This window comes from Pseudomonas fluorescens (assembly GCF_902497775.2).
In the GTDB taxonomy this organism is placed as follows: Bacteria; Pseudomonadota; Gammaproteobacteria; order Pseudomonadales; family Pseudomonadaceae; genus Aquipseudomonas; species Aquipseudomonas putida_F.
On the sequence record NZ_OZ024668.1, the window covers coordinates 16,186 to 39,734 of the forward strand.

Sequence of the window (23,549 nt, forward strand, 5' to 3'; positions counted from 1 at the left end):
GAGCTAGTAGATGGCAACTATCAACCAGCTGGTACGTCAGCCGCGTAAGCGTATCGTCGAGAAATCCGACGTTCCTGCGCTGCAGAACTGCCCGCAACGTCGTGGCGTGTGCACCCGTGTGTACACCACCACGCCGAAAAAACCTAACTCGGCACTGCGTAAAGTATGCCGTGTGCGTCTGACCAACGGTTTCGAGGTTTCCTCGTACATCGGCGGTGAAGGCCACAACCTGCAAGAGCACAGCGTCGTACTGATCCGTGGCGGTCGTGTAAAAGACTTGCCAGGTGTTCGTTACCACACCGTTCGCGGCTCCCTGGATACCTCCGGCGTCAAAGGTCGTAACCAAGGTCGTTCGAAGTACGGTACCAAGCGTCCGAAGTAATCGGCCGTTTGTTGCAGTTTGCAGTTATCAATTTTATTGAGTCGATAAGAGTAAGGTCGGGCACGCACCCTTAGGGGGCACTGTCCCGGGCTAACCTGAAGACCGTTTGAGGGCTTATCAATGCCAAGACGTCGTGTAGCAGCCAAGCGTGAGATTCTGGACGATCCAAAATACGGAAGCCAGATCCTCGCCAAGTTCATGAACCACGTAATGGAAAGCGGCAAAAAAGCCGTTGCCGAGCGTATCGTTTACGGTGCACTGGACAAGGTTAAAGAACGCAAGAACAGCGATCCCCTGGAAATCTTCGAGAAAGCTCTCGACGCCATCGCTCCGCTGGTCGAAGTTAAGTCGCGCCGTGTTGGCGGTGCCACTTACCAGGTCCCTGTTGAAGTTCGTCCATCCCGTCGTAACGCCCTGGCAATGCGCTGGTTGGTAGACTACGCCCGCAAGCGTGGCGAGAAGTCCATGGCTCTGCGCTTGGCTGGCGAGCTGCTGGATGCCGCTGAAGGCAAAGGTGCTGCAGTCAAGAAGCGTGAAGACGTACACCGTATGGCTGAAGCCAACAAAGCGTTCTCGCACTACCGCTTCTAATTCTGGCATCACTATTTTTGCGAGGGCTCTATGGCTCGTACTACTCCAATCAACCGCTACCGTAACATTGGTATTTGCGCGCACGTTGACGCGGGCAAAACTACCACTACCGAGCGGATCCTGTTCTACACAGGCCTGAGCCACAAAATGGGCGAGGTGCATGACGGCGCCGCGACCACCGACTGGATGGTGCAGGAGCAGGAGCGGGGTATTACCATTACCTCCGCTGCTGTAACCACCTTCTGGCAGGGTTCCCGTGGCCAGTATGACAACTACCGCGTAAACGTCATCGATACCCCCGGCCACGTTGACTTCACCATTGAAGTAGAACGTTCGCTGCGCGTACTCGACGGCGCGGTCGTTGTTTTCTGCGGCACTTCCGGCGTTGAGCCACAGTCCGAAACCGTATGGCGTCAAGCCAACAAGTACGGCGTTCCACGTGTTGTTTACGTGAACAAGATGGACCGTGCTGGTGCCAACTTCCTGCGCGTCGTAGGTCAGATCAAGAACCGTCTGGGTCACACCCCGGTTCCTGTTCAACTGGCCATCGGTTCGGAAGATAACTTCCAGGGTCAGGTTGACCTGATCAAGATGAAGGCTATCTACTGGAACGACGACGACAAGGGCACCACTTATCGCGAGGAAGAAATTCCTGCCGATATGCTGGAGCTGGCCGAAGAGTGGCGCGCCAATATGGTCGAAGCCGCTGCTGAAGCCAACGAAGAGCTGATGAACAAGTACCTTGAAGAAGGTGAGCTGACCGTCGAAGAAATCAAAGCCGGTCTGCGTGCGCGCACCCTGGCCAGCGAGATCGTTCCGGCTGTCTGCGGTTCGTCGTTCAAGAACAAGGGCGTTCCCCTGGTTCTCGACGCCGTTATCGACTTCCTGCCTGCTCCGACCGAAATCCCGGCGATCAAGGGTATCCACCCTGATCTGATCGAGAAGCCGAAAGACGAGCTGGTTGACGCCGACTACGACGAGCGTCATGCAGACGACAACGAGCCGTTCTCGGCTCTGGCGTTCAAGATTGCAACTGACCCGTTCGTGGGTACCCTGACTTTCGTGCGCGTTTACTCGGGCATGCTGCAGTCTGGCGACTCCGTGATCAACTCGGTCAAGGGCAAGAAAGAGCGCGTTGGTCGTATGGTGCAGATGCACGCCAACCAGCGTGAAGAAATCAAAGAAGTACTGGCAGGCGACATCGCTGCTCTGATCGGCATGAAGGACGTCACTACCGGTGACACCCTGTGCAACGCCGACAAGCCGATCATCCTCGAGCGTATGGACTTCCCGGAGCCTGTGATTTCGGTTGCTGTTGAGCCGAAGACCAAGCAAGACCAGGAGAAGATGGGTATCGCACTGGGCAAACTGGCTCAGGAAGACCCGTCGTTCCGCGTCAAAACCGACGAAGAAACCGGCCAGACCATCATCTCCGGTATGGGCGAGCTTCACCTGGACATCCTCGTTGACCGCATGAAGCGCGAGTTCAACGTCGAAGCCAACATCGGTAAGCCGCAGGTTTCGTACCGCGAGCAGATCACCAAGGACAACGTCGAGATCGAAGGTAAGTTCGTTCGTCAGTCCGGTGGTCGCGGTCAGTTCGGTCACTGCTGGATTCGCTTCTCGCAGCCAACAGTGGACGCACAAGGCAACATCACCGAAGGCCTGGAATTCACCAACGAGGTTGTAGGTGGTGTGGTTCCTAAGGAATACATCCCGGCGATCCAGAAGGGTATCGAGGAGCAGATGAAGAACGGCATCGTTGCCGGCTATCCGCTGATCGGCCTGAAGGCAACCGTGTTTGATGGTTCCTACCACGACGTCGACTCCAACGAGATGGCGTTCAAGGTGGCGGCCTCCATGGCGACCAAGCAACTCGCAGCCAAAGGCGGCGGTAAAGTGCTTGAGCCGATCATGAAGGTAGAAGTTGTGACCCCTGAGGACTACATGGGTGACGTGATGGGTGACCTGAACCGTCGTCGTGGTCTGATCCAGGGTATGGAAGATTCGGTGTCCGGCAAGGTTGTCCGTGCTGAAGTTCCGCTCGGAGAAATGTTCGGTTATGCGACCGACGTTCGTTCCATGTCTCAGGGTCGCGCGAGCTACTCCATGGAATTCTCCAAATACGCCGAAGCTCCGTCGAATATCGTCGAAGCACTCGTTAAAAAACAAGGCTAATCCAGCCCTTTAGGCAAGAGGTTCACTGTCGTGGCTAAAGAAAAATTTGATCGTTCCCTTCCGCACGTCAACGTTGGCACCATCGGTCACGTTGACCACGGTAAAACCACTCTGACCGCAGCTCTGACTCGCGTTTGCTCCGAAGTTTTCGGTTCCGCAATCGTCGACTTCGACAAGATCGACAGCGCTCCAGAAGAGAAAGCTCGCGGTATCACCATCAATACCGCGCACGTTGAGTACAACTCGACTATTCGTCACTACGCTCACGTTGACTGCCCAGGTCACGCTGACTACGTGAAGAACATGATCACCGGTGCTGCCCAGATGGACGGCGCGATCCTGGTTTGCTCGGCCGCTGATGGTCCGATGCCGCAAACCCGTGAGCACATCCTGCTGTCCCGTCAGGTTGGCGTTCCGTACATCGTGGTCTTCCTGAACAAGGCTGACCTGGTAGACGACGCTGAGCTGCTGGAACTGGTCGAGATGGAAGTTCGCGACCTGCTGTCCACCTACGACTTCCCAGGCGACGACACTCCGATCATCATCGGTTCGGCTCGTATGGCTCTGGAAGGCAAAGACGACAACGAAATGGGCACCACTGCCGTTCGTAAACTGGTTGAAACTCTGGATACCTACATCCCAGAGCCAGTTCGTCTGATCGACAAGCCGTTCCTGATGCCAATCGAAGACGTATTCTCGATCTCGGGTCGTGGTACCGTTGTTACCGGTCGTATCGAGCGTGGTATCGTCCGCGTTCAAGACGCCCTGGAAATCGTTGGTCTGCGTGACACCACCACCACCACCTGCACCGGTGTTGAGATGTTCCGCAAGCTGCTGGACGAAGGTCGTGCTGGCGAGAACTGCGGCGTGCTGCTGCGCGGCACCAAGCGTGACGACGTTGAGCGTGGCCAGGTTCTGGTCAAGCCAGGTTCGGTCAAGCCGCACACCAAGTTCGAAGCTGAAGTGTACGTGCTGAGCAAAGAAGAAGGCGGTCGTCACACTCCGTTCTTCAAAGGCTACCGTCCACAGTTCTACTTCCGTACCACCGACGTAACTGGCAACTGCGAGCTGCCAGAAGGCGTTGAAATGGTCATGCCAGGCGACAACATCAAAATGGTTGTCACCCTGATCAAGACCATCGCGATGGAAGACGGTCTGCGCTTCGCTATCCGTGAAGGCGGTCGTACCGTCGGCGCCGGCGTCGTAGCCAAAATCATCGAGTAATCGTTGATCGCTTAAAAAAGGCCCCCGCTCAGCGGGGGCTTTTTTATTGGGTTGACACTCAGTGGGGCCCTCTATAGAATCACGCCTCCTTTTAACGGGCGTAGTGCGCCCGGTGGGAATAGCAGCCTGGAGTCTGAAATCCAATGCAAAATCAGCAAATCCGTATCAGGTTGAAGGCTTTTGACCATCGCCTGATCGACCAATCCACCCAGGAAATCGTGGAAACCGCGAAACGTACTGGTGCTCAAGTGCGTGGTCCAATTCCACTGCCTACCCGTAAAGAGCGGTTCACCGTTCTGGTCTCCCCGCACGTCAACAAAGACGCGCGTGACCAGTACGAGATCCGTACTCATAAGCGCGTTCTGGACATCGTCCAGCCAACGGATAAAACCGTTGATGCTCTTATGAAGCTTGATCTTGCGGCCGGCGTGGAAGTGCAGATCAGCCTCGGCTAAGACACGGTCTTAGTCGTGTAACGCTCTGAAATGGGCGGCCATAGCGGGTGAAAGCCCCGTACACTCATGAGGTTTACAACATGACTATTGGTGTAGTCGGTCGTAAATGCGGTATGACCCGTATTTTCACCGAAGAAGGTGTCTCCATTCCGGTCACGGTCATTGAGATCGAGCCGAATCGCGTCACCCAGTTCAAAACTGAAGAAACCGATGGCTATCGTGCAGTGCAAGTCACTGTCGGTGAGCGTCGCGCTTCGCGCGTGACTGCTGCTCAAGCAGGTCACTTCGCTAAGGCGAACGTTGCCGCGGGTCGCGGTGTCTGGGAATTCCGCCTTGAAGAAGGTGAGTTCCAGGCCGGAGATTCGATCAACGCTGAAATCTTCGCTGCAGGTCAGCTGGTAGACGTTACCGGCCAGTCCAAGGGTAAAGGCTTTGCCGGTACCATCAAGCGCTGGAATTTCCGCGGTCAAGATAACACCCACGGTAACTCCGTCTCCCACCGCGTCCCGGGCTCTATCGGCCAGTGCCAGACTCCTGGTCGTGTATTCAAGGGCAAAAAAATGTCCGGTCACATGGGCGCCGAGCGCGTGACCGTTCAGTCCCTCGAAGTAGTGCGCGTCGACGCTGAACGCAATCTGTTGCTGGTCAAGGGTGCCGTTCCAGGCGCAACTGGCAGCGATCTGGTTGTGCGTCCGGCTGCCAAGGCTCGCGGTTAAGGGGAAGCTGACATGCAACTAAATGTAAATGACGCTCAAGCGATCGAAGTTTCCGAACTGACTTTCGGCGGCGAATTCAACGAGACGCTGGTACACCAAGCAGTCGTGGCCTATATGGCCGGCGGCCGTCAGGGCACCAAGCAGCAGAAAACCCGTTCCGACGTTGCTGGTGGCGGTAAGCGCCCATGGCGTCAGAAAGGCACTGGCCGTGCTCGTGCCGGTACTATCCGTAGCCCAATCTGGCGTGGCGGCGGTACCACTTTCGCAGCTCGTCCTCAGGATCACTCGCAGAAGCTCAACAAGAAGATGTACCGCGCAGCAATGCGTTCCATCCTCGCTGAGCTGGTGCGTACCGACCGTCTGGTCGTGGTTCAGGACTTCGCTGTTGAAGCACCGAAAACCAAAGACCTGCTGAACAAGCTGAACGGCATGGGTCTGAGCGACGTTCTGATCGTTTCGGACGCTGTTGATCAGAACCTGTACCTGGCTGCTCGTAACCTGCCGCACGTCGACGTACGTGACGTACAGGGTTCCGATCCGGTCAGTCTGATCGCATACGACAAAGTGTTGATCACTGTGTCGGCCGTGAAGAAATTCGAGGAGCTGCTGGGATGAACCAGGAACGCGTATTTAAAGTCCTCCTTGGCCCGCATGTTTCCGAGAAGGCTACCGTTCTGGCTGAGAAAAAAGGCCAGTTCGTATTCAAGGTTGCTACTGACGCAACCAAGCTGGAAATCAAGAAAGCTGTCGAAGGCCTGTTCGGCGTAAAAGTCGAAAACGTGTCGACTGTAAACGTTCTGGGTAAAACCAAGCGTACCGCACGTGGTCTGGGCAAGCGCAATGACTGGAAGAAAGCGATCGTTTCGCTTCAGCCAGGCCAAGATCTCGATTTCAGCAGCAGTGCTGAGTAAGGAAGGGGTGCATCATGGCAATCGTTAAATGCAAACCGACTTCCCCTGGCCGCCGTTTCGTGGTCAAGGTGGTCAACAAGGAGCTGCATAAAGGCGCTCCTCACGCACCGCTGCTCGAGAAGAAATCGAAGTCTGGTGGTCGTAACAACAATGGCCGCATCACTACTCGTCACGTAGGTGGTGGTCATAAGCAGCATTACCGTATGGTCGATTTCCGTCGCAACGACAAAGATGGCATCGTCGCCACTGTCGAGCGTATCGAATACGATCCAAACCGTACTGCTCACATCGCACTGCTGTGCTACGCAGACGGCGAGCGCCGCTACATCATCGCCCCTAAAGGCGTTGCTGCTGGCGACCAGCTGATCGCAGGCGCTCTGGCTCCAATCAAGCCAGGCAACTCCCTGCAACTGCGCAACATCCCAGTGGGTAGCACCATTCACGGCATCGAACTGAAGCCGGGCAAAGGTGCACAGATCGCTCGTTCCGCTGGTGCTTCGGCTCAGCTGATCGCTCGCGAAGGTGTCTATGTGACCCTGCGTCTGCGCTCTGGTGAAATGCGTAAAGTCCTGGCTGAATGCCGTGCGACCCTGGGTGAAGTCTCGAACTCCGAGCACAGCCTGCGTTCGCTGGGTAAAGCTGGTGCCAAACGCTGGCGTGGCGTTCGCCCAACCGTTCGTGGTGTTGCCATGAACCCGGTTGACCACCCACATGGTGGTGGTGAAGGTCGTACCTCCGGTGGTCGTCATCCGGTATCGCCATGGGGCTTCCCGACTAAGGGCGCGAAGACTCGTGGTAATAAGCGTACCGACAACATGATCGTCCGTCGTCGCAAGTAAATAGAGGGATACGACAGTGCCACGTTCTCTGAAAAAAGGTCCTTTTATCGATCTTCACCTACTGAAGAAGATCGAAGTGGCGGCGGAAAAGAACGATCGCAAACCAGTTAAGACCTGGTCGCGCCGTTCGATGATCCTGCCACAAATGGTCGGTCTGACCATCGCGGTACACAACGGTCGCCAACACGTCCCAGTTCTTGTGAACGAAGACATGGTCGGCCATAAACTGGGCGAGTTTGCCGGTACCCGCACTTATCGTGGGCACGTGGCTGACAAGAAAGCCAAGCGTTAAGGGGTAAGGAAATGGAAGTAGCCGCTAAGTTGTCGGGCGCTCGAATCTCCGCCCAGAAAGCCCGCTTGGTCGCCGACCAGATCCGCGGGAAGAAGGTGGGCGAAGCGCTCAACCTGTTGGCTTTCAGCAGCAAAAAAGCCGCTGAAATCATGAAGAAAGTCCTCGAGTCGGCCGTAGCCAACGCCGAGCATAACGAAGGCGCAGACGTTGATGACCTGAAGGTCTCCACCGTTTTCGTCAACGAAGGGCGTTCGCTGAAGCGCATCATGCCGCGTGCCAAAGGCCGCGCTGATCGCATCGTCAAGCGGTCTTGCCATATCACTGTCAAGGTTGCGGACAAGTAACGGAGTCGATCAGATGGGTCAGAAAGTACATCCCACTGGCATTCGCCTGGGAATCGTCAAGGAGCACACCTCCGTCTGGTACGCAGACGGTCGGACTTATGCGGACTATTTGCTCGCAGATCTGAATGTGCGTGAGTACCTCCAAGACAAACTAAAAAGCGCGTCCGTTAGCCGTATCGATATCCATCGTCCGGCCCAAACTGCACGCATCACCATCCACACCGCTCGTCCTGGTATCGTTATCGGGAAGAAAGGTGAAGATGTTGAGAAACTGCGTCAGGACCTGACCAAGCAAATGGGTGTGCCTGTGCACATCAACATCGAAGAGATCCGCAAGCCGGAACTCGACGGTATGCTGGTAGCTCAGAGCGTAGCTCAGCAGCTGGAGCGTCGTGTGATGTTCCGTCGCGCCATGAAGCGCGCCGTACAGAACGCCATGCGCATTGGTGCCAAAGGCATCAAGATCCAAGTGAGCGGTCGTCTCGGCGGTGCTGAAATCGCACGTACTGAATGGTATCGCGAAGGTCGTGTGCCACTGCACACCCTGCGTGCCGATATCGACTATGCCACCTACGAAGCTCACACCACTTACGGTGTGATCGGTGTGAAGGTTTGGATTTTCAAAGGCGAAGTAATTGGTGGTCGCCAAGAAGAACTGAAACCACAAGCACCAGCGCCTCGTAAAAAAGCTGCTAAGTAAGGGGTACGCCAAATGTTGCAACCAAAGCGTACAAAATTCCGCAAGCAGATGACTGGCCACAACCGTGGTCTGGCACTGCGCGGTAGCAAAGTTAGCTTCGGCGAATTTGCTCTGAAAGCTGTTGCTCGCGGTCGTCTCACCGCCCGCCAGATTGAGTCGGCACGTCGTGCTCTGACCCGTCACGTAAAACGTGGCGGTAAAATCTGGATCCGTGTGTTCCCGGACAAGCCGATCTCCAAGAAGCCTCTCGAAGTGCGGATGGGTAAAGGTAAAGGTTCCGTGGAGTACTGGGTTGCCCAGATCCAGCCAGGCAAAGTCCTGTACGAGATCGAGGGTGTTTCTGAAGAGCTGGCGCGTGAGGCTTTCGCCTTGGCGGCTGCAAAGCTGCCTCTCGCCACCTCCTTTGTTAAGCGGACGGTGATGTGATGAAAGCGAATGAACTTCGTGAAAAATCAGCACAGCAGCTGAACGAGCAACTGCTCGGCTTGCTGCGCGACCAGTTCAATCTGCGTATGCAGAAAGCAACTGGCCAGTTGGGGCAGTCGCACCTGCTCTCGCAAGTTAAGCGTGACATCGCTCGCGTGAAAACTGTGCTCAACCAGCAGGCAGGTAAGTGATCATGGCTGAAGCTGAAAAAACCGTCCGTACGCTGACTGGCCGTGTCGTCAGCGACAAGATGGACAAAACCATCACCGTACTGATCGAGCGTCGCGTAAAGCACCCGATCTACGGTAAATACGTTAAGCGTTCGACTAAGCTGCACGCGCACGACGAAACCAATCAGTGCCATATCGGCGACAAGGTCTCCATCCGTGAGACCCGTCCGCTGGCCAAGACCAAAGCTTGGGCACTGGTTGAAGTTCTCGAACGCGCTGTTGAAGTCTAAGGGCTAAGGGTCGGAGAAATTTTATGATTCAGACTCAATCCATGCTCGATGTGGCCGATAACAGCGGCGCTCGTCGCGTCATGTGCATCAAGGTTCTCGGCGGTTCGCACCGCCGTTACGCCGGCATCGGTGACATCATCAAGGTAACCGTAAAGGAAGCAATTCCTCGCGGTAAAGTGAAGAAAGGCCAAGTGATGACTGCTGTTGTAGTCCGCACTCGCCACGGTGTCCGTCGCGCTGACGGCTCCATCATCCGCTTTGATGGCAATGCTGCTGTTCTGCTGAACAACAAGCAAGAGCCGATCGGCACCCGTATCTTTGGGCCAGTGACCCGTGAACTTCGTACTGAGAAGTTCATGAAGATCGTCTCGCTCGCCCCAGAAGTGCTGTAAGGAGATCCGACATGCAAAAGATTCGTCGTGACGACGAGATCATCGTGATCGCCGGCAAAGACAAAGGTAAGCGCGGTAAGGTGCTCAAGGTTCTCGCTGACGACCGTCTGGTCGTTGGTGGGATCAACCTGGTGAAGCGTCATACCAAGCCTAACCCGATGTCGGGCGTACAGGGCGGTATCGTCGAGAAAGAAGCGCCACTGCACGCTTCCAACGTCGCCATTTTCAACGGCGAAACCAACAAGGCTGACCGCGTTGGTTTCAAAGTAGAAGACGGCAAAAAAATTCGTGTCTTCAAGTCGACCCAAAAAGCGGTTGATGCTTGAACACTGCTAGGTAGAAGACCATGGCACGACTGAAAGAGATTTACCGGAACGAGATTGCTCCCAAGCTTAAGGAAGAACTTAAGCTGGCGAACGTGATGGAAGTTCCGCGCGTTACCAAGATCACCCTGAACATGGGTCTGGGCGAAGCTGTCGGCGACAAAAAAGTCATCGAGCACGCTGTTGCTGACCTGGAGAAGATCACCGGTCAGAAAGCCGTTGTGACTTTCGCTCGGAAATCCATCGCGGGCTTCAAAGTCCGTGAGGGCTGGCCGATCGGCGTTAAAGTTACTCTGCGCCGTGATCGTATGTACGAATTCCTGGACCGCCTGCTGGCGATCTCCCTGCCTCGGGTTCGCGACTTCCGCGGCCTGAATGCCAAGTCCTTCGATGGTCGTGGCAACTACAGCATGGGCGTGAAAGAGCAGATCATCTTCCCGGAAATCGACTACGACAAGATCGATGCTCTGCGCGGTCTGGACATTACCCTGACCACCACTGCCAAGAACGATGACGAAGGCCGCGCTCTGATGCGTGCTTTCAAATTCCCGTTCCGCAACTGATTGGAGTAGGAAAATGGCCAAGAAGAGCATGAAAAACCGTGAGCTGAAGCGTCAGCTCACTGTTGCCAAGTACGCCAAGAAGCGTGCCGAGCTGAAAGCGACCATCGTGAACCTGGAAGCAACTCCAGAAGAGCGTTTTGCCGCCGTCGTAGCTCTGCAGAAGCAACCACGTGACGCCAGCGCTGCGCGCCTGCGTAACCGTTGCCGCATCACCGGTCGTCCACACGGCGTTTACCGCAAGTTCGGCCTCGGCCGTAACAAGCTGCGTGAAGCAGCAATGCGCGGTGACGTTCCAGGTCTGGTTAAAGCCAGCTGGTAAGACGTACCGGCAGCGTCCAGGTGGCGGGGGAGCAATCTTCCGACCACCGGTGACCTTGCAACGAAACAAGCCCCTTCTGGGGCTTGTTTCGTTTCTGGGAACTGTCTAGAATGACCGGCTCTCCTGAGCCCGGGTTTTTACGTCCGGCGTTTTCAGGGGACTGTAGTAGCCGAGAGGCTAATTTTTCTTGTATCAGGAGCGTCTAGCCCATGAGTATGCAGGACCCGTTAGCGGACATGCTAACTCGCATCCGTAATGCCCAGATGGCTGAAAAGTCCGTCGTAAGCATGCCTTCGTCGACTCTGAAGGTTGCGGTAGCCAAAGTTCTGAAAGATGAAGGTTACATCGCTGGCTACCAAGTCAGCAGCGAAGTAAAACCATCGCTTTCCATCGAGCTGAAATACTTCGAAGGCCGTCCGGTCATCGAGGAAGTCAAGCGCGTAAGTCGTCCAGGCCTGCGTCAGTACAAGTCCGTCGAAGAACTGCCGAAAGTACGTGGCGGTCTGGGCGTGTCTATCGTCTCCACCAACAAAGGTGTGATGACTGATCGTGCTGCGCGCGCTGCCGGTGTCGGCGGCGAAGTTCTCTGCACAGTGTTCTAAGGGGGGATAAGCATGTCTCGCGTCGCTAAGAACCCCGTTAAGCTGCCAGCCGGTGTCGAAGTCAAATTCGTCGGCCAACAGCTTTCGGTGAAGGGTGCCAAGGGCACTCTCGAACTGAACGTTCACTCGTCGGTTGAAATTGTTGAAGAAGCTGGTGAGCTGCGTTTCGCTGCTCGCAATGGCGATCAACAAACTCGCGCTATGGCCGGTACTACCCGCGCCCTGGTGAACAACATGGTCCAGGGCGTAAGCCAAGGCTTCGAGCGCAAGCTCCAGCTGGTCGGTGTTGGTTACAAAGCACAAGCCAAAGGCACCGTGCTGAACCTGGCACTCGGCTTCTCGCATCCAGTGGATTACGAACTGCCGGCCGGTATCACCGCAGAGACCCCAAGCCAGACCGATATCCTGATCAAGGGTATCGACAAGCAGCTGGTAGGTCAGGTGGCCGCTGAAATCCGCGACTTCCGTCCACCAGAGCCGTACAAAGGCAAGGGTGTGCGTTACGCGGACGAAGTCGTCCGTCGTAAAGAAGCCAAGAAGAAGTAGGGCCTAGCAAATGACCGACAAAAAAGTTACTCGACTGCGTCGCGCTCGCAAAGCACGCCTGAAAATGCACGAACTCGAAGTCGTGCGTCTCTGCGTGTTCCGCTCCTCGCAGCACATCTACGCCCAGGTCATTTCGGCCGACGGCAGCAAGGTTTTGGCCAGTGCCTCGACCTTGGACAAAGAACTGCGTGATGGTGCCACCGGCAACATCGACGCGGCCACTAAGGTTGGCAAGCTGGTAGCTGAGCGTGCGAAAGCCGCCGGTGTATCTCAAGTTGCCTTTGACCGTTCCGGCTTCAAGTACCATGGCCGCGTCAAAGCGCTGGCTGATGCTGCTCGTGAAGGCGGGCTGGAGTTCTAAGTTATGGCAAATAACGATCAAAAGCGCGACGAAGGCTACATCGAGAAGCTGGTTCAAGTTAACCGCGTTGCTAAAACCGTCAAAGGCGGCCGTATCTTCACTTTCACCGCGTTGACCGTGGTTGGTGATGGTAAAGGTCGTGTTGGCTTCGGCCGTGGCAAATCGCGCGAAGTACCTGCTGCGATCCAGAAAGCCATGGAAGCTGCTCGTCGCAACATGATTCAGGTAGACCTGAACGGCACTACTCTGCAGTACGCCACCAAGTCCGCCCATGGCGCGTCGAAGGTGTACATGCAGCCTGCCTCGGAAGGTACCGGTATCATCGCCGGTGGCGCAATGCGTGCCGTCCTGGAAGTTGCTGGCGTTCAGAACGTCCTGGCCAAGTGCTACGGCTCGACCAACCCAGTGAACGTGGTTCATGCCACTTTCAAGGGTCTGAAGGCTATGCAATCTCCTGAGTCCATTGCTGCCAAGCGCGGCAAGAGCGTTGAGGAGATCCGCTGATCATGGCTACCGTTAAAGTAACGCTGATCAAAAGCACCGCCGGCCGTCTCCCTAACCACAAACTGTGTGTTAAGGGTCTGGGTCTGCGCCGCATCGGTCACACTGTAGAAGTCCTGGATACTCCCGAGAATCGCGGGATGATCAACAAGGCTTACTACATGCTGCGCGTCGAGGGTTAATCGATGAAACTCAATGATCTGAGTCCAGCGCCGGGTTCCCGTCGCGAGAAGCATCGTCCGGGCCGTGGTATCGGTAGCGGTTTGGGTAAGACTGGTGGCCGCGGCCACAAAGGTCAGACCTCCCGTTCCGGTGGCACCATTGCTCCAGGCTTTGAAGGCGGTCAACAGCCGCTGCACCGTCGTCTGCCGAAATTCGGCTTCGTTTCCCTGAAAGCCATGGACCGCGCAGAAGTGCGTCTGTCCGAGCTGGCCAAAGTGGAAGGCGACGTTGTCACCGTGCAATCCCTGAAGGATGCCAACGTGATTAACCAAAACGTACAGCGTGTGAAAATCATGCTGTCCGGCGAAGTTACTCGCGCGGTCACCATCAAGGGTATCGCAGCCACCAAAGGTGCGCGTGCGGCTATCGAAGCAGCTGGCGGCAAGTTCGAGGAATAAATGGCTAAGCAAGGTGCTCTCTCTTCGCTCGGCAAAGGCGGGATGTCTGAACTCTGGGCTCGTCTGCGTTTTCTGTTCCTGGCGATCATCGTCTACCGGATAGGCGCACACATCCCAGTTCCAGGTATCAACCCGGACCGGCTGGCGGAACTGTTTCGACAGAATGAGGGGACCATTCTTAGCTTGTTCAACATGTTTTCCGGCGGCGCGCTGGAACGGATGAGCATCTTTGCATTGGGGATCATGCCGTACATTTCGGCATCGATCATCATGCAACTGATGACCGCCGTCAGCCCGCAGCTGGAGCAGTTGAAGAAGGAAGGTGAAGCTGGCCGTCGCAAGATCAGCCAGTACACCCGCTACGGCACCGTTATCCTGGCGCTGGTCCAGGCCATTGGCATGTCCATTGGTCTGGCCGGTCAGGGCGTGGCGTTTTCTGCTGACTTTGGCTTCCATTTCGTTGCGGTGTCCACGTTTGTGGCCGGCGCGATGTTCATGATGTGGCTGGGCGAGCAGATCACCGAGCGCGGTGTAGGCAACGGTATCTCGATGTTGATTTTCGCAGGTATCGTCGCCGGTCTTCCGAGAGCAATCGGGCAGTCTTTCGAGTCTGCACGCACAGGCGATATCAACATTTTCGCCCTGGTCGCTATCGGTTTGCTGGCAGTAGCGATTATCGGTTTCGTGGTGTTCATTGAGCGTGGTCAGCGTCGTATCGCCGTTCACTACGCCAAGCGTCAGCAGGGCCGCAAGGTCTTCGCTGCGCAGACCAGCCACTTGCCGTTGAAAGTGAACATGGCGGGTGTAATCCCTGCCATTTTCGCGAGCAGCATCTTGCTGTTCCCGGCTTCGCTGGGTGCCTGGTTCGGTCAGTCCGAAGGTATGGGCTGGTTGCAGGACATCTCGCAGTCGATCGCTCCTGGTCAGCCGTTGAATATTCTGCTGTTTAGTGCAGGGATTATTTTCTTCTGCTTCTTCTATACGGCGTTGATGTTCAATCCGAAAGACGTAGCGGAAAACCTGAAGAAGTCCGGTGCCTTTATTCCGGGTATCCGTCCAGGTGAGCAGTCGGCGCGCTACATTGATGGCGTTCTGACCCGCTTGACCATGTTCGGTGCTCTTTATATGACGGCCGTCTGTCTGCTTCCCCAGTTCCTGGTGGTTGCGGCAAACGTTCCGTTCTACCTTGGCGGGACCTCGTTGCTGATTGTGGTAGTGGTTGTGATGGACTTCATGTCCCAAGTACAATCGCACCTCGTTTCGCACCAGTACGAATCCCTGATGAAGAAAGCCAACCTGAAAGGCTACGGTGGCAGCGGTCTGCTGCGCTGATTGACCCTTAAGGTTCGAGGAGTTGGTGATGAAAGTTCGTGCATCGGTGAAAAAGCTGTGCCGTAACTGCAAAATTATTCGCCGCGAAGGTGTCGTTCGAGTAATTTGCAGTGCGGAACCACGTCACAAGCAGCGCCAAGGCTGATTGTGATCTGCGCTTCAAACCCAGCAGCTAGTGCGCTGCTGGGTTGATTATTTGTTTCTACAGCGATATTATCTCGCGCCCTATTTCTTGGCTTCCGGGGCGTAGGTAGCTGTCAATTGGAGTCCCACTGAATGGCCCGTATTGCAGGCGTCAACATTCCAGATAACAAGCACACTGTTATCTCGCTGACCTACATCTATGGTGTTGGTCGCACTACTGCACAGAAAATCTGTGCAGACACTGGGGTCAACCCAGCCGCAAAGATCAAGGATCTGAGCGACGAGCAGGTTGAATCGCTGCGTACTGAAGTTGCGAAGTACATCACCGAAGGTGATCTGCGCCGTGACATCAACATGAAAATCAAGCGGTTGATGGACCTGGGTTGCTACCGCGGCCTGCGTCATCGTCGGGGTCTGCCAGTACGCGGTCAGCGTACCAAGACCAACGCGCGTACCCGTAAGGGCCCGCGTAAGCCGATCCGCAAGTAATCGCACCAGCGAATCGACAGGAATTTAGAAATGGCAAAACCTGCTGCTCGTCCTCGTAAAAAAGTCAAAAAGACAGTGGTTGATGGCATCGCCCACATCCATGCCTCTTTTAACAACACCATCGTGACCATCACCGATCGTCAAGGTAACGCTCTGTCCTGGGCTACCTCCGGCGGTTCGGGTTTCCGCGGTTCCCGCAAGTCCACCCCGTTCGCTGCTCAGGTAGCTGCTGAACGTGCTGGTCAAGCTGCGCTGGAATATGGTCTGAAGAACCTCGACGTCAACGTCAAGGGTCCAGGTCCAGGTCGTGAGTCCGCTGTTCGTGCTCTGAACGGCTGTGGCTATAAGATCGCCAGCATCACCGACGTGACGCCAATCCCGCATAACGGGTGCCGTCCGCCGAAGAAGCGCCGCGTGTAATCAGGAGACAGATAAATGGCACGTTACATTGGTCCAAAATGCAAACTGTCTCGTCGTGAAGGCACCGATCTGTTCCTGAAGAGCGGCGTTCGCGCTCTGGAATCGAAGTGCAACATCGAAGCAGCCCCAGGTATCCACGGTCAGCGCCGCGGTCGTCAGTCCGACTACGGCACCCAGCTGCGTGAGAAACAAAAAGTTCGTCGTATCTACGGCGTACTTGAGCGTCAATTCAGCGGTTACTACAAGCAAGCGGCCTCCAAGAAGGGCGCTACTGGTGAGAACCTGCTGCAACTGCTCGAGTGCCGTCTGGATAACGTCGTTTATCGTATGGGCTTTGGCGCTACTCGTGCCGAATCCCGTCAGCTGGTTTCGCACAAAGCGATCAGCGTAAACGGCAAGACTGTAAACGTTCCGTCCTACCAAGTTCGTCCGGGTGACGTGGTCGCGGTTCGCGAGAAGTCGCTGAACCAGCTGCGCATTGTTCAAGCCCTTGAACTGTGCGCCCAGCGTGGCCGCGTTGAGTGGGTAGATGTGGATGCTGCTAAGAAGTCGGGCGTTTTCAAGAACGTTCCTGCTCGCAGCGACCTGTCCGCCGACATCAACGAAAGCCTGATTGTCGAGCTCTACTCCAAGTAAGGGCTAGAAAATAGGTGCATCCATGCAGATTTCGGTAAATGAGTTCCTGACGCCCCGCCACATCGATGTGCAGGTCGTCAGTCCAACCCGCGCTAAAATCACGCTCGAGCCTCTCGAGCGTGGCTTTGGCCATACCCTGGGCAACGCGCTGCGTCGCATCCTGTTGTCCTCCATGCCTGGCTGTGCAGTAGTCGAGGCCGAGATTGACGGTGTACTCCACGAGTACTCGGCAATCGAAGGTGTACAGGAAGATGTCATTGAAATCCTGTTGAACCTGAAAGGCCTGGCTATCAAACTGCACGGTCGTGACGAAGTTACGCTGACCTTGTCGAAGAAGGGTTCGGGGGTGGTTACCGCTGCCGATATTCAGCTGGATCATGATGTCGAGATCGTTAACCCCGATCACGTAATCGCTAACCTGGCGTCGAATGGCGCCTTGAACATGAAGCTCACCGTAGCTCGTGGTCGTGGTTATGAGCCGGCCGATTCGCGTCAGAGCGATGAAGACGAAAGCCGCAGCATTGGTCGCTTGCAGCTCGACTCTTCGTTCAGCCCGGTTCGCCGTATCGCATACGTGGTGGAAAACGCCCGTGTCGAGCAGCGTACCAACCTGGACAAGCTGGTAATTGATCTGGAAACCAACGGTACCCTGGATCCTGAAGAGGCTATCCGTCGCGCTGCAACCATTCTGCAACAGCAGTTGGCTGCGTTCGTCGACCTCAAAGGTGACAGTGAACCAGTGGTTGTCGAGCAGGAAGACGAGATCGATCCGATCCTGCTTCGCCCGGTTGACGATCTGGAACTGACTGTACGTTCGGCTAACTGCCTTAAGGCGGAAAACATCTACTACATCGGCGACCTGATTCAGCGTACCGAAGTAGAGCTGTTGAAGACTCCGAACCTGGGCAAGAAATCCTTGACTGAAATCAAGGACGTTCTGGCCTCCCGCGGTCTGTCCCTCGGCATGCGCCTCGACAACTGGCCGCCTGCAAGTCTTAAGAAGGACGACAAGGCGACTGCCTGATCGTCGTAATCACCGAACGTAGTGTTTGGTAAGGAATGAACCCATGCGTCATCGTAAAAGTGGACGTCACCTGAGCCGTACTAGCTCTCACCGTAAGGCCATGTTCCAAAACATGGCGGTGTCGCTGTTCGAGCACGAGCTGATCAAAACTACTCTGCCAAAAGCCAAGGAACTGCGCCGCGTTGCCGAGCCGCTGATCACCCTGGCCAAGGAAGACAGCGTTGCTAACCGTCGTCTGGCTTTCGACCGTACCCGTTCGAAAGAAATCGTCGGTAAGTTGTTCAACGATCTGGGCAAGCGCTATGCCACCCGTCAGGGCGGCTACCTGCGTATCCTCAAGTGCGGCTTCCGCGCTGGCGATAACGCACCTATGGCGTACGTCGAGCTGGTTGATCGTCCTGTCGGTGGCTCGGTTGAAGCTGCTGAGTAAGGCGAACAGTCTGTAACAAGAAACCGGGCCTAGCGCCCGGTTTTTTGTGTCTGCATGTATTGTAATAATCTATTGATCTGAGTCAGGTAATGAATTTGTTGTTGTCATAGTTGTGGTCGATACTCATCCCAAGCCGATTAGCCGGCCGTTCAAGACCGATAGGGAGAGAGAGCATGAGCCAGAACAAAATACTGACCACCGCCAGCGGGGCACCGGTGGCCGACAACCAGAATTCGCGTTCGGCAGGCCCGCGCGGCCCGTTGTTGCTGGATGACTTCCACCTGATCGAGAAGCTTGCGCACTTCAACCGCGAGAACATCCCTGAGCGCCGTGTACACGCTAAAGGCTCGGGTGCCTATGGCACCTTCACCGTTACCCGCGATATCACCCAGTACAGCTGCGCCAAGCTGTTCGGCAACGTTGGCAAGCAGACCGAAACCTTCCTGCGCTTCTCCACGGTTGGTGGCGAACGCGGTTCGGCCGATACCGAGCGTGACCCACGTGGTTTTGCCCTGAAGTTCTACACCGAGGAAGGCAACTGGGACATCGTTGGCAACAACACCCCGGTGTTCTTCATCCGTGACCCGCTGAAATTCCCCGACTTTATCCACACCCAGAAGCGTCTGCCGCAAAGCAACCTGAAAAGCGCGCAGATGATGTGGGACTTCTGGTCGCACTCGCCCGAAGCACTGCACCAGGTCACCATCCTGTTCTCCGACCGCGGGATCCCGGACGGCTACCGGCACATGCACGGCTTCGGCAGCCATACCTACAGTCTGATCAACGCACAGGGCCAGCGTACCTGGGTCAAATGGCACTTCAAGACCAAGCAGGGCATCAAGAACCTGGCGCCTGCCGAGGCCGCGCGCCTGGCTGGCACCGACCCGGATTACGCCCAGCGCGACCTGTTCGAAGCGATCGAGCGTGGTGATTTCCCGAAATGGGCCGTGTGCATCCAGGTGATGAGCGAAGAAGAAGCGGCCAGCCGCGACGAGAACCCGTTCGACGTGACCAAGACCTGGTCGCAGAAGGACTACCCGTTGATCGAGATTGGCGAACTGGAGCTCAACCGTAACCCGCTGAACTACTTTGCCGAAGTCGAACAAGCCGCGTTCGGCCCGAGCAACATGGTGCCGGGTGTCGGCCTGTCGCCAGACCGTATGCTGCAGGGCCGTGTATTCGCCTATGCAGACGCCCATCGCTACCGTGTCGGTACCAATCACCAGCAACTGCCGGTAAACGCCCCACGCAGCCCGGTGAACAGCTACCAGCGTGATGGTTCCATGGCATTTGGCAGCAACGGCGGTGCGGCACCGAACTATGAGCCAAACAGCTACGCCAATGCACCGAAGCAGGCCCCGCAGTACGCTGAGCCGCCGCTGGCGCTCAACGGTGTCGCTGATCGTTACGATCACCGTGAAGACACCGACTACTACAGCCACGCCGGTGCGCTGTTCCGCTTGATGAACCCGGAGCAGAAGGCGCTGCTGATCAGCAACATCGCCGGTGCCATGGGCGGTGTTTCTGAAGATGTGGTCCAGCGCCAGTTGCAGCACTTCTTCAAGGCCGATCCGGCCTATGGCGAAGGGATTGCCAAGGCTTTGGGCATAAATCTCGCCTAAGTCGAAGTGATAAGAAGAACCGCCCTCATTTGGGCGGTTTTTCAATGAATATCACTACTGTTCACCCGCTTTTTTGCACTTTTTTGCCCAATTCTCAGTGACCTTCCGGTCATCCTGGTTCAAACTATGACTTTCACACAGGGAGAGGCAGGGCGATGCAAGGTCACCCGGACGTAATCGATTATCTCAACACGTTGCTGACGGGCGAACTGGCGGCACGTGACCAATATTTCATCCACTCGCGGATGTACGAAGACTGGGGCTTGAGCAAGCTCTACGAGCGTATCAACCACGAAATGGAAGAAGAGGCACAACACGCCGATGCCCTGATGCGTCGTATCCTCATGCTCGAAGGCACCCCGCGCATGCGTGCTGATGACCTGGACGTGGGCACCACCGTGCCGGACATGATCGCCGCCGACCTGCGCCTGGAGTACAAGGTGCGAGCCGCGTTGTGCAAAGGCATCGAGCTGTGCGAGCTGCACAAGGACTACATCAGCCGCGACATCCTGCGCGTGCAACTGGCCGATACCGAAGAAGACCACACCTACTGGCTGGAAAAGCAGCAGGGCCTGATCAAGTCGATCGGCCTGGAAAACTACCTGCAATCGCAGATGTAATTTTCCGGAATAAAAAAAGCCCCGCCAGTGCGGGGCTTTTTGTTTTGTGGAGTCCACCCGGTGGGAGCGGGCTTGCCCCGCGATGCGATTCGATAGACAAACCGCAATCGCAGGGACGCCCGCTCCCACATCAGGCGCGATCGCGCTCCAGCAGCGGCTTGAGGTAGTAGCCGGTATACGACTGCTTCATCTCGGCCACTTCTTCCGGGGTACCAAAGCCGATGATCTGCCCACCCTTGGAGCCGCCCTCGGGGCCTAGGTCGACGATCCAGTCGGCGGTCTTGATCACGTCCAGGTTGTGCTCGATCACCACCACAGTGTTGCCGTGATCGCGCAGACGGTGCAGCACGTCGAGCAGTTGCTGGATATCGGCAAAGTGCAGGCCGGTGGTCGGCTCGTCGAGGATGTACAGGGTCTTGCCGGTGTCGCGCTTGGACAGCTCGCGTGACAGCTTGACCCGCTGTGCCTCGCCTCCCGACAGGGTGGTCGCCGACTGCCCGAGCTTGATGTAGGACAGGCCGACATCCATCAGTGTCTGCAGCTTGCGCGCCAGCGCCGGGACCGCGTCGAAGAACTCGCGGGCTTCCTCGATGGTCATTTCCAGGACCTCGTGGATGTTCTTGCCCTTGTATTTGATCTCCAGGGTTTCGCGGTTGTAGCGCTTGCTCTTGCACACATCGCAAGGCACGTAGATGTCCGGCAAAAAGTGCATTTCGACCTTGATCAGGCCATCGCCCTGGCACGCCTCGCAGCGCCCGCCCTTGACGTTGAAGGAGAAACGTCCGGGGCCGTAGCCGCGCGAACGCGATTCCGGGACGCCGGAGAACAGTTCGCGGATGGGGGTGAACAGCCCGGTGTAGGTCGCCGGGTTCGAGCGCGGGGTGCGGCCGATCGGGCTCTGGTCGATGTCGACCACCTTGTCCAGGTGCTGCAGGCCGTCGCAACTGTCGTGCGGCGCCGCTTCCAGAGTACTGGCGCCGTTGAGGGCGGTAGCGCTGAGCGGGAACAGGGTGTTGTTGATCAGCGTCGATTTGCCCGAACCGGACACGCCGGTTACGCACGTCAGCAGGCCGATCGGAATTTCCAGGTCGACGTTTTGCAGGTTGTTGCCACGCGCGCCCTTGAGCTTGAGCGAGAGTTTCTTGTTACGCGGCGTACGCTTGGCCGGTACGGCAATCTTGACCCGGCCTGACAGGTACTTGCCGGTCAGTGAGTCAGGGTGGGCCATGACTTCGGCGGGCGTGCCTTCAGCCACGATCTGGCCGCCATGCACGCCGGCGCCCGGGCCGATGTCGACCACGTAGTCGGCCAGGCGAATGGCGTCCTCGTCGTGCTCGACCACGATCACCGTGTTGCCGATGTCGCGCAGGTGATTGAGGGTGCCGAGCAAACGGTCGTTGTCGCGCTGGTGCAGGCCGATGGACGGTTCGTCGAGGATGTACATCACCCCGACCAGGCCCGCGCCGATCTGGCTGGCCAGGCGGATACGCTGGGCTTCACCGCCGGAGAGGGTATCGGCGCTGCGGTCGAGGGTCAGGTAGTCGAGGCCGACGTTGACCAGAAACTGCAGGCGCTCGCAGATTTCCTTGAGAATCTTGTCGGCAATTTCGCCACGTCGACCGGTCAGCTTCAGGCCAGCGAAGTAGCCGCTGGCATCGCCAATCGGCAGGCAGGTGACCGCCGGCAGGGTTTTCTCGCCGACCCACACGTGCCGTGCTTCACGACGCAGGCGGGTGCCGCGGCAATCCGGGCAGGGCTGGGTGCTGAGGAACTTGGCCAGCTCTTCACGCACGGTCGCCGATTCGGTTTCACGATAGCGGCGTTCCAGGTTCGGCACGATGCCTTCGAACGGGTGCGAGCGCTTGACGATGTCGCCACGGTCATTGAGGTACTTGAAGTCGACGTTCTGCTTGCCGCTGCCGTGGAGGATGACTTTCTGTTGCTCGGCCGGCAGCTCGCCGAAGGGAATTTCGAGGCTGAAGTCATAATGTGCGGCCAGCGAGCCGAGCATCTGGAAGTAATAGACGTTGCGCCGGTCCCAGCCGCGAATCGCGCCTTCGGCCAGGGTCAGCTCGCCATTGACCAGGCGCTTGGTGTCGAAAAACTGTTTGACCCCCAGGCCGTCGCAGGTCGGGCAGGCGCCAGCCGGGTTGTTGAAGGAGAACAGCTTGGGTTCCAGCTCGCTGATCGCATGGCCGCAGATCGGGCAGGCGAAGCGCGCGGAGAAGATCATCTCTTCGAACGGCTCGTCGTCCATCGACGCGACCAGGGCGATGCCGTCGGCCAGCTTCAGCGCGGTCTCGAACGATTCGGCCAGGCGCTGCTGCAGGTCTTCACGCACCTTGAAGCGGTCGACCACCACTTCGATGGTGTGTTTTTTCTGCTTGTCGAGCTTGGGCAGTTCATCGAGTTCGAACAGCTTGCCGTTGACCCGTGCCCGCACGAAGCCCTGGGCGCGCAGCTCTTCGAACACCGCCAGGTGTTCACCCTTGCGCTCGCGAATCACCGGCGCCAGCAGCATCAGCTTGCTGCCTTCGGGCTGGGCCAGTACCAGGTCGACCATCTGGCTGACGGTCTGCGCTTCCAGGGGAATGTCGTGATCCGGGCAGCGCGGGGTACCGACGCGGGCGTAGAGCAGGCGCAGGTAGTCGTAGATTTCGGTGATGGTGCCGACGGTCGAACGCGGGTTGTGCGAGGTCGACTTTTGCTCGATGGAAATTGCCGGTGACAAACCTTCGATGGTGTCGACGTCGGGTTTTTCCATCATCGACAGGAACTGCCGGGCGTAGGCCGACAGGGATTCGACATAGCGGCGCTGGCCTTCGGCGTACAGGGTATCGAAGGCCAGGGACGACTTGCCGGAACCGGACAGGCCGGTGATGACGATCAACTTGTCCCGGGGCAGGGTCAGGTCGATGTTCTTCAGGTTGTGGGTACGTGCCCCACGAATCAGGATCTTGTCCACTGCGGCCTCGCTCGGCGGGCATAAACGGTTGAGTATACGGCTCCATGCCATTACGCGGCAAAGCGTCGCGTATATGCCGTTAAGCGATGGGACTGGTAGAATCGCCGCCGGTTCACACGAGG

General features: G+C 56.9%; 35 protein-coding genes. 34 read left to right on the forward strand and 1 reads right to left on the reverse strand.

Features of this window, described 5'->3' with window-relative positions:
• Positions 1–10 precede the first annotated feature (10 nt).
• The 34 genes from rpsL (at position 11) to bfr (ending at position 20,462) form a co-directional block, all read left to right on the forward strand.
• Positions 11–382 (forward strand): 30S ribosomal protein S12, encoded by a 372-nt coding sequence (rpsL, locus tag F8N82_RS00085; protein WP_003186084.1) that lies wholly within the window; start codon positions 11–13, stop codon positions 380–382.
• Between the two features lie 120 nt (positions 383–502).
• Positions 503–973 carry a 30S ribosomal protein S7 gene (gene rpsG, locus F8N82_RS00090; protein WP_008089143.1) on the forward strand — a complete coding sequence of 157 codons (471 nt, stop codon included), beginning with the start codon at positions 503–505 and terminating at the stop codon, positions 971–973.
• A gap of 30 nt (positions 974–1,003) precedes the next feature.
• Positions 1,004–3,151 (forward strand): elongation factor G, encoded by a 2,148-nt coding sequence (fusA, locus tag F8N82_RS00095; protein ID WP_038998485.1) that lies wholly within the window; start codon positions 1,004–1,006, stop codon positions 3,149–3,151.
• Between the two features lie 30 nt (positions 3,152–3,181).
• The gene (gene tuf, locus F8N82_RS00100) at positions 3,182–4,375 is read left to right on the forward strand and encodes an elongation factor Tu (RefSeq protein WP_038998486.1); all 1,194 of its coding nucleotides are present in this window, start codon (positions 3,182–3,184) and stop codon (positions 4,373–4,375) included.
• A 143-nt stretch (positions 4,376–4,518) separates the two neighbouring features.
• Positions 4,519–4,830, forward strand: coding sequence for a 30S ribosomal protein S10 (gene rpsJ / locus F8N82_RS00105; protein ID WP_003186070.1), 312 nt, complete (start codon positions 4,519–4,521; stop codon positions 4,828–4,830).
• Between the two features lie 80 nt (positions 4,831–4,910).
• Positions 4,911–5,546: a 50S ribosomal protein L3 gene (gene rplC / locus F8N82_RS00110; RefSeq protein ID WP_010220304.1), complete on the forward strand. Its 636-nt coding sequence runs from the start codon at positions 4,911–4,913 to the stop codon at positions 5,544–5,546.
• Positions 5,547–5,558: 12 nt separating this feature from the next.
• On the forward strand, positions 5,559–6,161 hold the full coding sequence (rplD, locus tag F8N82_RS00115) for a 50S ribosomal protein L4 (RefSeq protein ID WP_010220305.1): 603 nt from the start codon (positions 5,559–5,561) through the stop codon (positions 6,159–6,161).
• The gene (gene rplW, locus F8N82_RS00120) at positions 6,158–6,457 is read left to right on the forward strand and encodes a 50S ribosomal protein L23 (RefSeq protein WP_010220306.1); all 300 of its coding nucleotides are present in this window, start codon (positions 6,158–6,160) and stop codon (positions 6,455–6,457) included. Before rplD ends, rplW begins: the two co-directional genes overlap by 4 nt.
• Positions 6,458–6,471: 14 nt before the next feature.
• Entirely contained in the window at positions 6,472–7,296 is an 825-nt protein-coding gene (gene rplB / locus F8N82_RS00125; RefSeq protein ID WP_038606161.1) for a 50S ribosomal protein L2, read from the forward strand.
• A 16-nt stretch (positions 7,297–7,312) separates the two neighbouring features.
• Positions 7,313–7,588, forward strand: a complete 276-nt coding sequence (rpsS, locus tag F8N82_RS00130; RefSeq protein WP_002555486.1) for a 30S ribosomal protein S19 — start codon at positions 7,313–7,315, stop codon at positions 7,586–7,588.
• An 11-nt stretch (positions 7,589–7,599) separates the two neighbouring features.
• Positions 7,600–7,932: a 50S ribosomal protein L22 gene (rplV, locus tag F8N82_RS00135; protein WP_003103908.1), complete on the forward strand. Its 333-nt coding sequence runs from the start codon at positions 7,600–7,602 to the stop codon at positions 7,930–7,932.
• 13 nt (positions 7,933–7,945) lie between these two features.
• A complete protein-coding gene (gene rpsC / locus F8N82_RS00140) occupies positions 7,946–8,632 on the forward strand; it encodes a 30S ribosomal protein S3 (RefSeq protein WP_010220308.1) in 687 nt (228 codons plus the stop codon).
• Between the two features lie 12 nt (positions 8,633–8,644).
• Positions 8,645–9,058 (forward strand): 50S ribosomal protein L16, encoded by a 414-nt coding sequence (rplP, locus tag F8N82_RS00145; protein ID WP_003255479.1) that lies wholly within the window; start codon positions 8,645–8,647, stop codon positions 9,056–9,058.
• Positions 9,058–9,249 carry a 50S ribosomal protein L29 gene (gene rpmC / locus F8N82_RS00150; protein ID WP_002555481.1) on the forward strand — a complete coding sequence of 64 codons (192 nt, stop codon included), beginning with the start codon at positions 9,058–9,060 and terminating at the stop codon, positions 9,247–9,249. The genes rplP and rpmC overlap by 1 nt, the downstream gene beginning before the upstream one ends.
• A 2-nt stretch (positions 9,250–9,251) precedes the next feature.
• A complete protein-coding gene (gene rpsQ, locus F8N82_RS00155; RefSeq protein ID WP_028944481.1) occupies positions 9,252–9,518 on the forward strand; it encodes a 30S ribosomal protein S17 in 267 nt (88 codons plus the stop codon).
• A gap of 23 nt (positions 9,519–9,541) precedes the next feature.
• Positions 9,542–9,910 (forward strand): 50S ribosomal protein L14, encoded by a 369-nt coding sequence (rplN, locus tag F8N82_RS00160; protein WP_002555479.1) that lies wholly within the window; start codon positions 9,542–9,544, stop codon positions 9,908–9,910.
• An 11-nt stretch (positions 9,911–9,921) separates the two neighbouring features.
• A complete protein-coding gene (rplX, locus tag F8N82_RS00165; RefSeq protein WP_009397501.1) occupies positions 9,922–10,236 on the forward strand; it encodes a 50S ribosomal protein L24 in 315 nt (104 codons plus the stop codon).
• A 20-nt stretch (positions 10,237–10,256) separates the two neighbouring features.
• A complete protein-coding gene (gene rplE / locus F8N82_RS00170; RefSeq protein WP_010220311.1) occupies positions 10,257–10,796 on the forward strand; it encodes a 50S ribosomal protein L5 in 540 nt (179 codons plus the stop codon).
• Positions 10,797–10,809: 13 nt separating this feature from the next.
• Positions 10,810–11,115, forward strand: coding sequence for a 30S ribosomal protein S14 (gene rpsN / locus F8N82_RS00175; RefSeq protein WP_038998487.1), 306 nt, complete (start codon positions 10,810–10,812; stop codon positions 11,113–11,115).
• A 209-nt stretch (positions 11,116–11,324) separates the two neighbouring features.
• Complete coding sequence (gene rpsH / locus F8N82_RS00180) at positions 11,325–11,717, forward strand: 30S ribosomal protein S8 (protein WP_010220313.1); 393 nt, start codon at positions 11,325–11,327, stop codon at positions 11,715–11,717.
• A 12-nt stretch (positions 11,718–11,729) separates the two neighbouring features.
• The gene (gene rplF, locus F8N82_RS00185; protein WP_010220314.1) at positions 11,730–12,263 is read left to right on the forward strand and encodes a 50S ribosomal protein L6; all 534 of its coding nucleotides are present in this window, start codon (positions 11,730–11,732) and stop codon (positions 12,261–12,263) included.
• A 10-nt stretch (positions 12,264–12,273) separates the two neighbouring features.
• Positions 12,274–12,624 carry a 50S ribosomal protein L18 gene (gene rplR, locus F8N82_RS00190; protein WP_009397496.1) on the forward strand — a complete coding sequence of 117 codons (351 nt, stop codon included), beginning with the start codon at positions 12,274–12,276 and terminating at the stop codon, positions 12,622–12,624.
• Between the two features lie 3 nt (positions 12,625–12,627).
• Positions 12,628–13,128: a 30S ribosomal protein S5 gene (gene rpsE, locus F8N82_RS00195; RefSeq protein WP_010220316.1), complete on the forward strand. Its 501-nt coding sequence runs from the start codon at positions 12,628–12,630 to the stop codon at positions 13,126–13,128.
• A gap of 2 nt (positions 13,129–13,130) precedes the next feature.
• On the forward strand, positions 13,131–13,307 hold the full coding sequence (gene rpmD / locus F8N82_RS00200) for a 50S ribosomal protein L30 (protein ID WP_010220317.1): 177 nt from the start codon (positions 13,131–13,133) through the stop codon (positions 13,305–13,307).
• A gap of 3 nt (positions 13,308–13,310) precedes the next feature.
• Positions 13,311–13,745, forward strand: a complete 435-nt coding sequence (gene rplO, locus F8N82_RS00205; RefSeq protein ID WP_010220318.1) for a 50S ribosomal protein L15 — start codon at positions 13,311–13,313, stop codon at positions 13,743–13,745.
• Positions 13,746–15,077 carry a preprotein translocase subunit SecY gene (gene secY / locus F8N82_RS00210; protein ID WP_010220319.1) on the forward strand — a complete coding sequence of 444 codons (1,332 nt, stop codon included), beginning with the start codon at positions 13,746–13,748 and terminating at the stop codon, positions 15,075–15,077.
• A 28-nt stretch (positions 15,078–15,105) separates the two neighbouring features.
• Positions 15,106–15,222, forward strand: a complete 117-nt coding sequence (gene rpmJ / locus F8N82_RS00215) for a 50S ribosomal protein L36 (RefSeq protein ID WP_002555468.1) — start codon at positions 15,106–15,108, stop codon at positions 15,220–15,222.
• A gap of 131 nt (positions 15,223–15,353) precedes the next feature.
• Positions 15,354–15,710, forward strand: coding sequence for a 30S ribosomal protein S13 (rpsM, locus tag F8N82_RS00220; protein WP_038998488.1), 357 nt, complete (start codon positions 15,354–15,356; stop codon positions 15,708–15,710).
• A 30-nt stretch (positions 15,711–15,740) separates the two neighbouring features.
• On the forward strand, positions 15,741–16,130 hold the full coding sequence (rpsK, locus tag F8N82_RS00225; RefSeq protein ID WP_002555466.1) for a 30S ribosomal protein S11: 390 nt from the start codon (positions 15,741–15,743) through the stop codon (positions 16,128–16,130).
• A 15-nt stretch (positions 16,131–16,145) separates the two neighbouring features.
• On the forward strand, positions 16,146–16,766 hold the full coding sequence (rpsD, locus tag F8N82_RS00230) for a 30S ribosomal protein S4 (protein WP_010220321.1): 621 nt from the start codon (positions 16,146–16,148) through the stop codon (positions 16,764–16,766).
• A 22-nt stretch (positions 16,767–16,788) separates the two neighbouring features.
• A complete protein-coding gene (locus F8N82_RS00235; protein WP_003186012.1) occupies positions 16,789–17,790 on the forward strand; it encodes a DNA-directed RNA polymerase subunit alpha in 1,002 nt (333 codons plus the stop codon).
• A gap of 43 nt (positions 17,791–17,833) precedes the next feature.
• Positions 17,834–18,220, forward strand: coding sequence for a 50S ribosomal protein L17 (gene rplQ / locus F8N82_RS00240; RefSeq protein WP_002555463.1), 387 nt, complete (start codon positions 17,834–17,836; stop codon positions 18,218–18,220).
• Positions 18,221–18,393: 173 nt separating this feature from the next.
• Positions 18,394–19,842 carry a catalase gene (locus F8N82_RS00245; RefSeq protein ID WP_038998489.1) on the forward strand — a complete coding sequence of 483 codons (1,449 nt, stop codon included), beginning with the start codon at positions 18,394–18,396 and terminating at the stop codon, positions 19,840–19,842.
• A gap of 155 nt (positions 19,843–19,997) precedes the next feature.
• The gene (bfr, locus tag F8N82_RS00250) at positions 19,998–20,462 is read left to right on the forward strand and encodes a bacterioferritin (RefSeq protein ID WP_038998490.1); all 465 of its coding nucleotides are present in this window, start codon (positions 19,998–20,000) and stop codon (positions 20,460–20,462) included.
• A 130-nt stretch (positions 20,463–20,592) separates the two neighbouring features.
• Here bfr and uvrA read toward each other — a convergent pair whose 3' ends face one another.
• Entirely contained in the window at positions 20,593–23,427 is a 2,835-nt protein-coding gene (uvrA, locus tag F8N82_RS00255; RefSeq protein WP_038998491.1) for an excinuclease ABC subunit UvrA, read from the reverse strand.
• Positions 23,428–23,549: the final 122 nt, after the last annotated feature.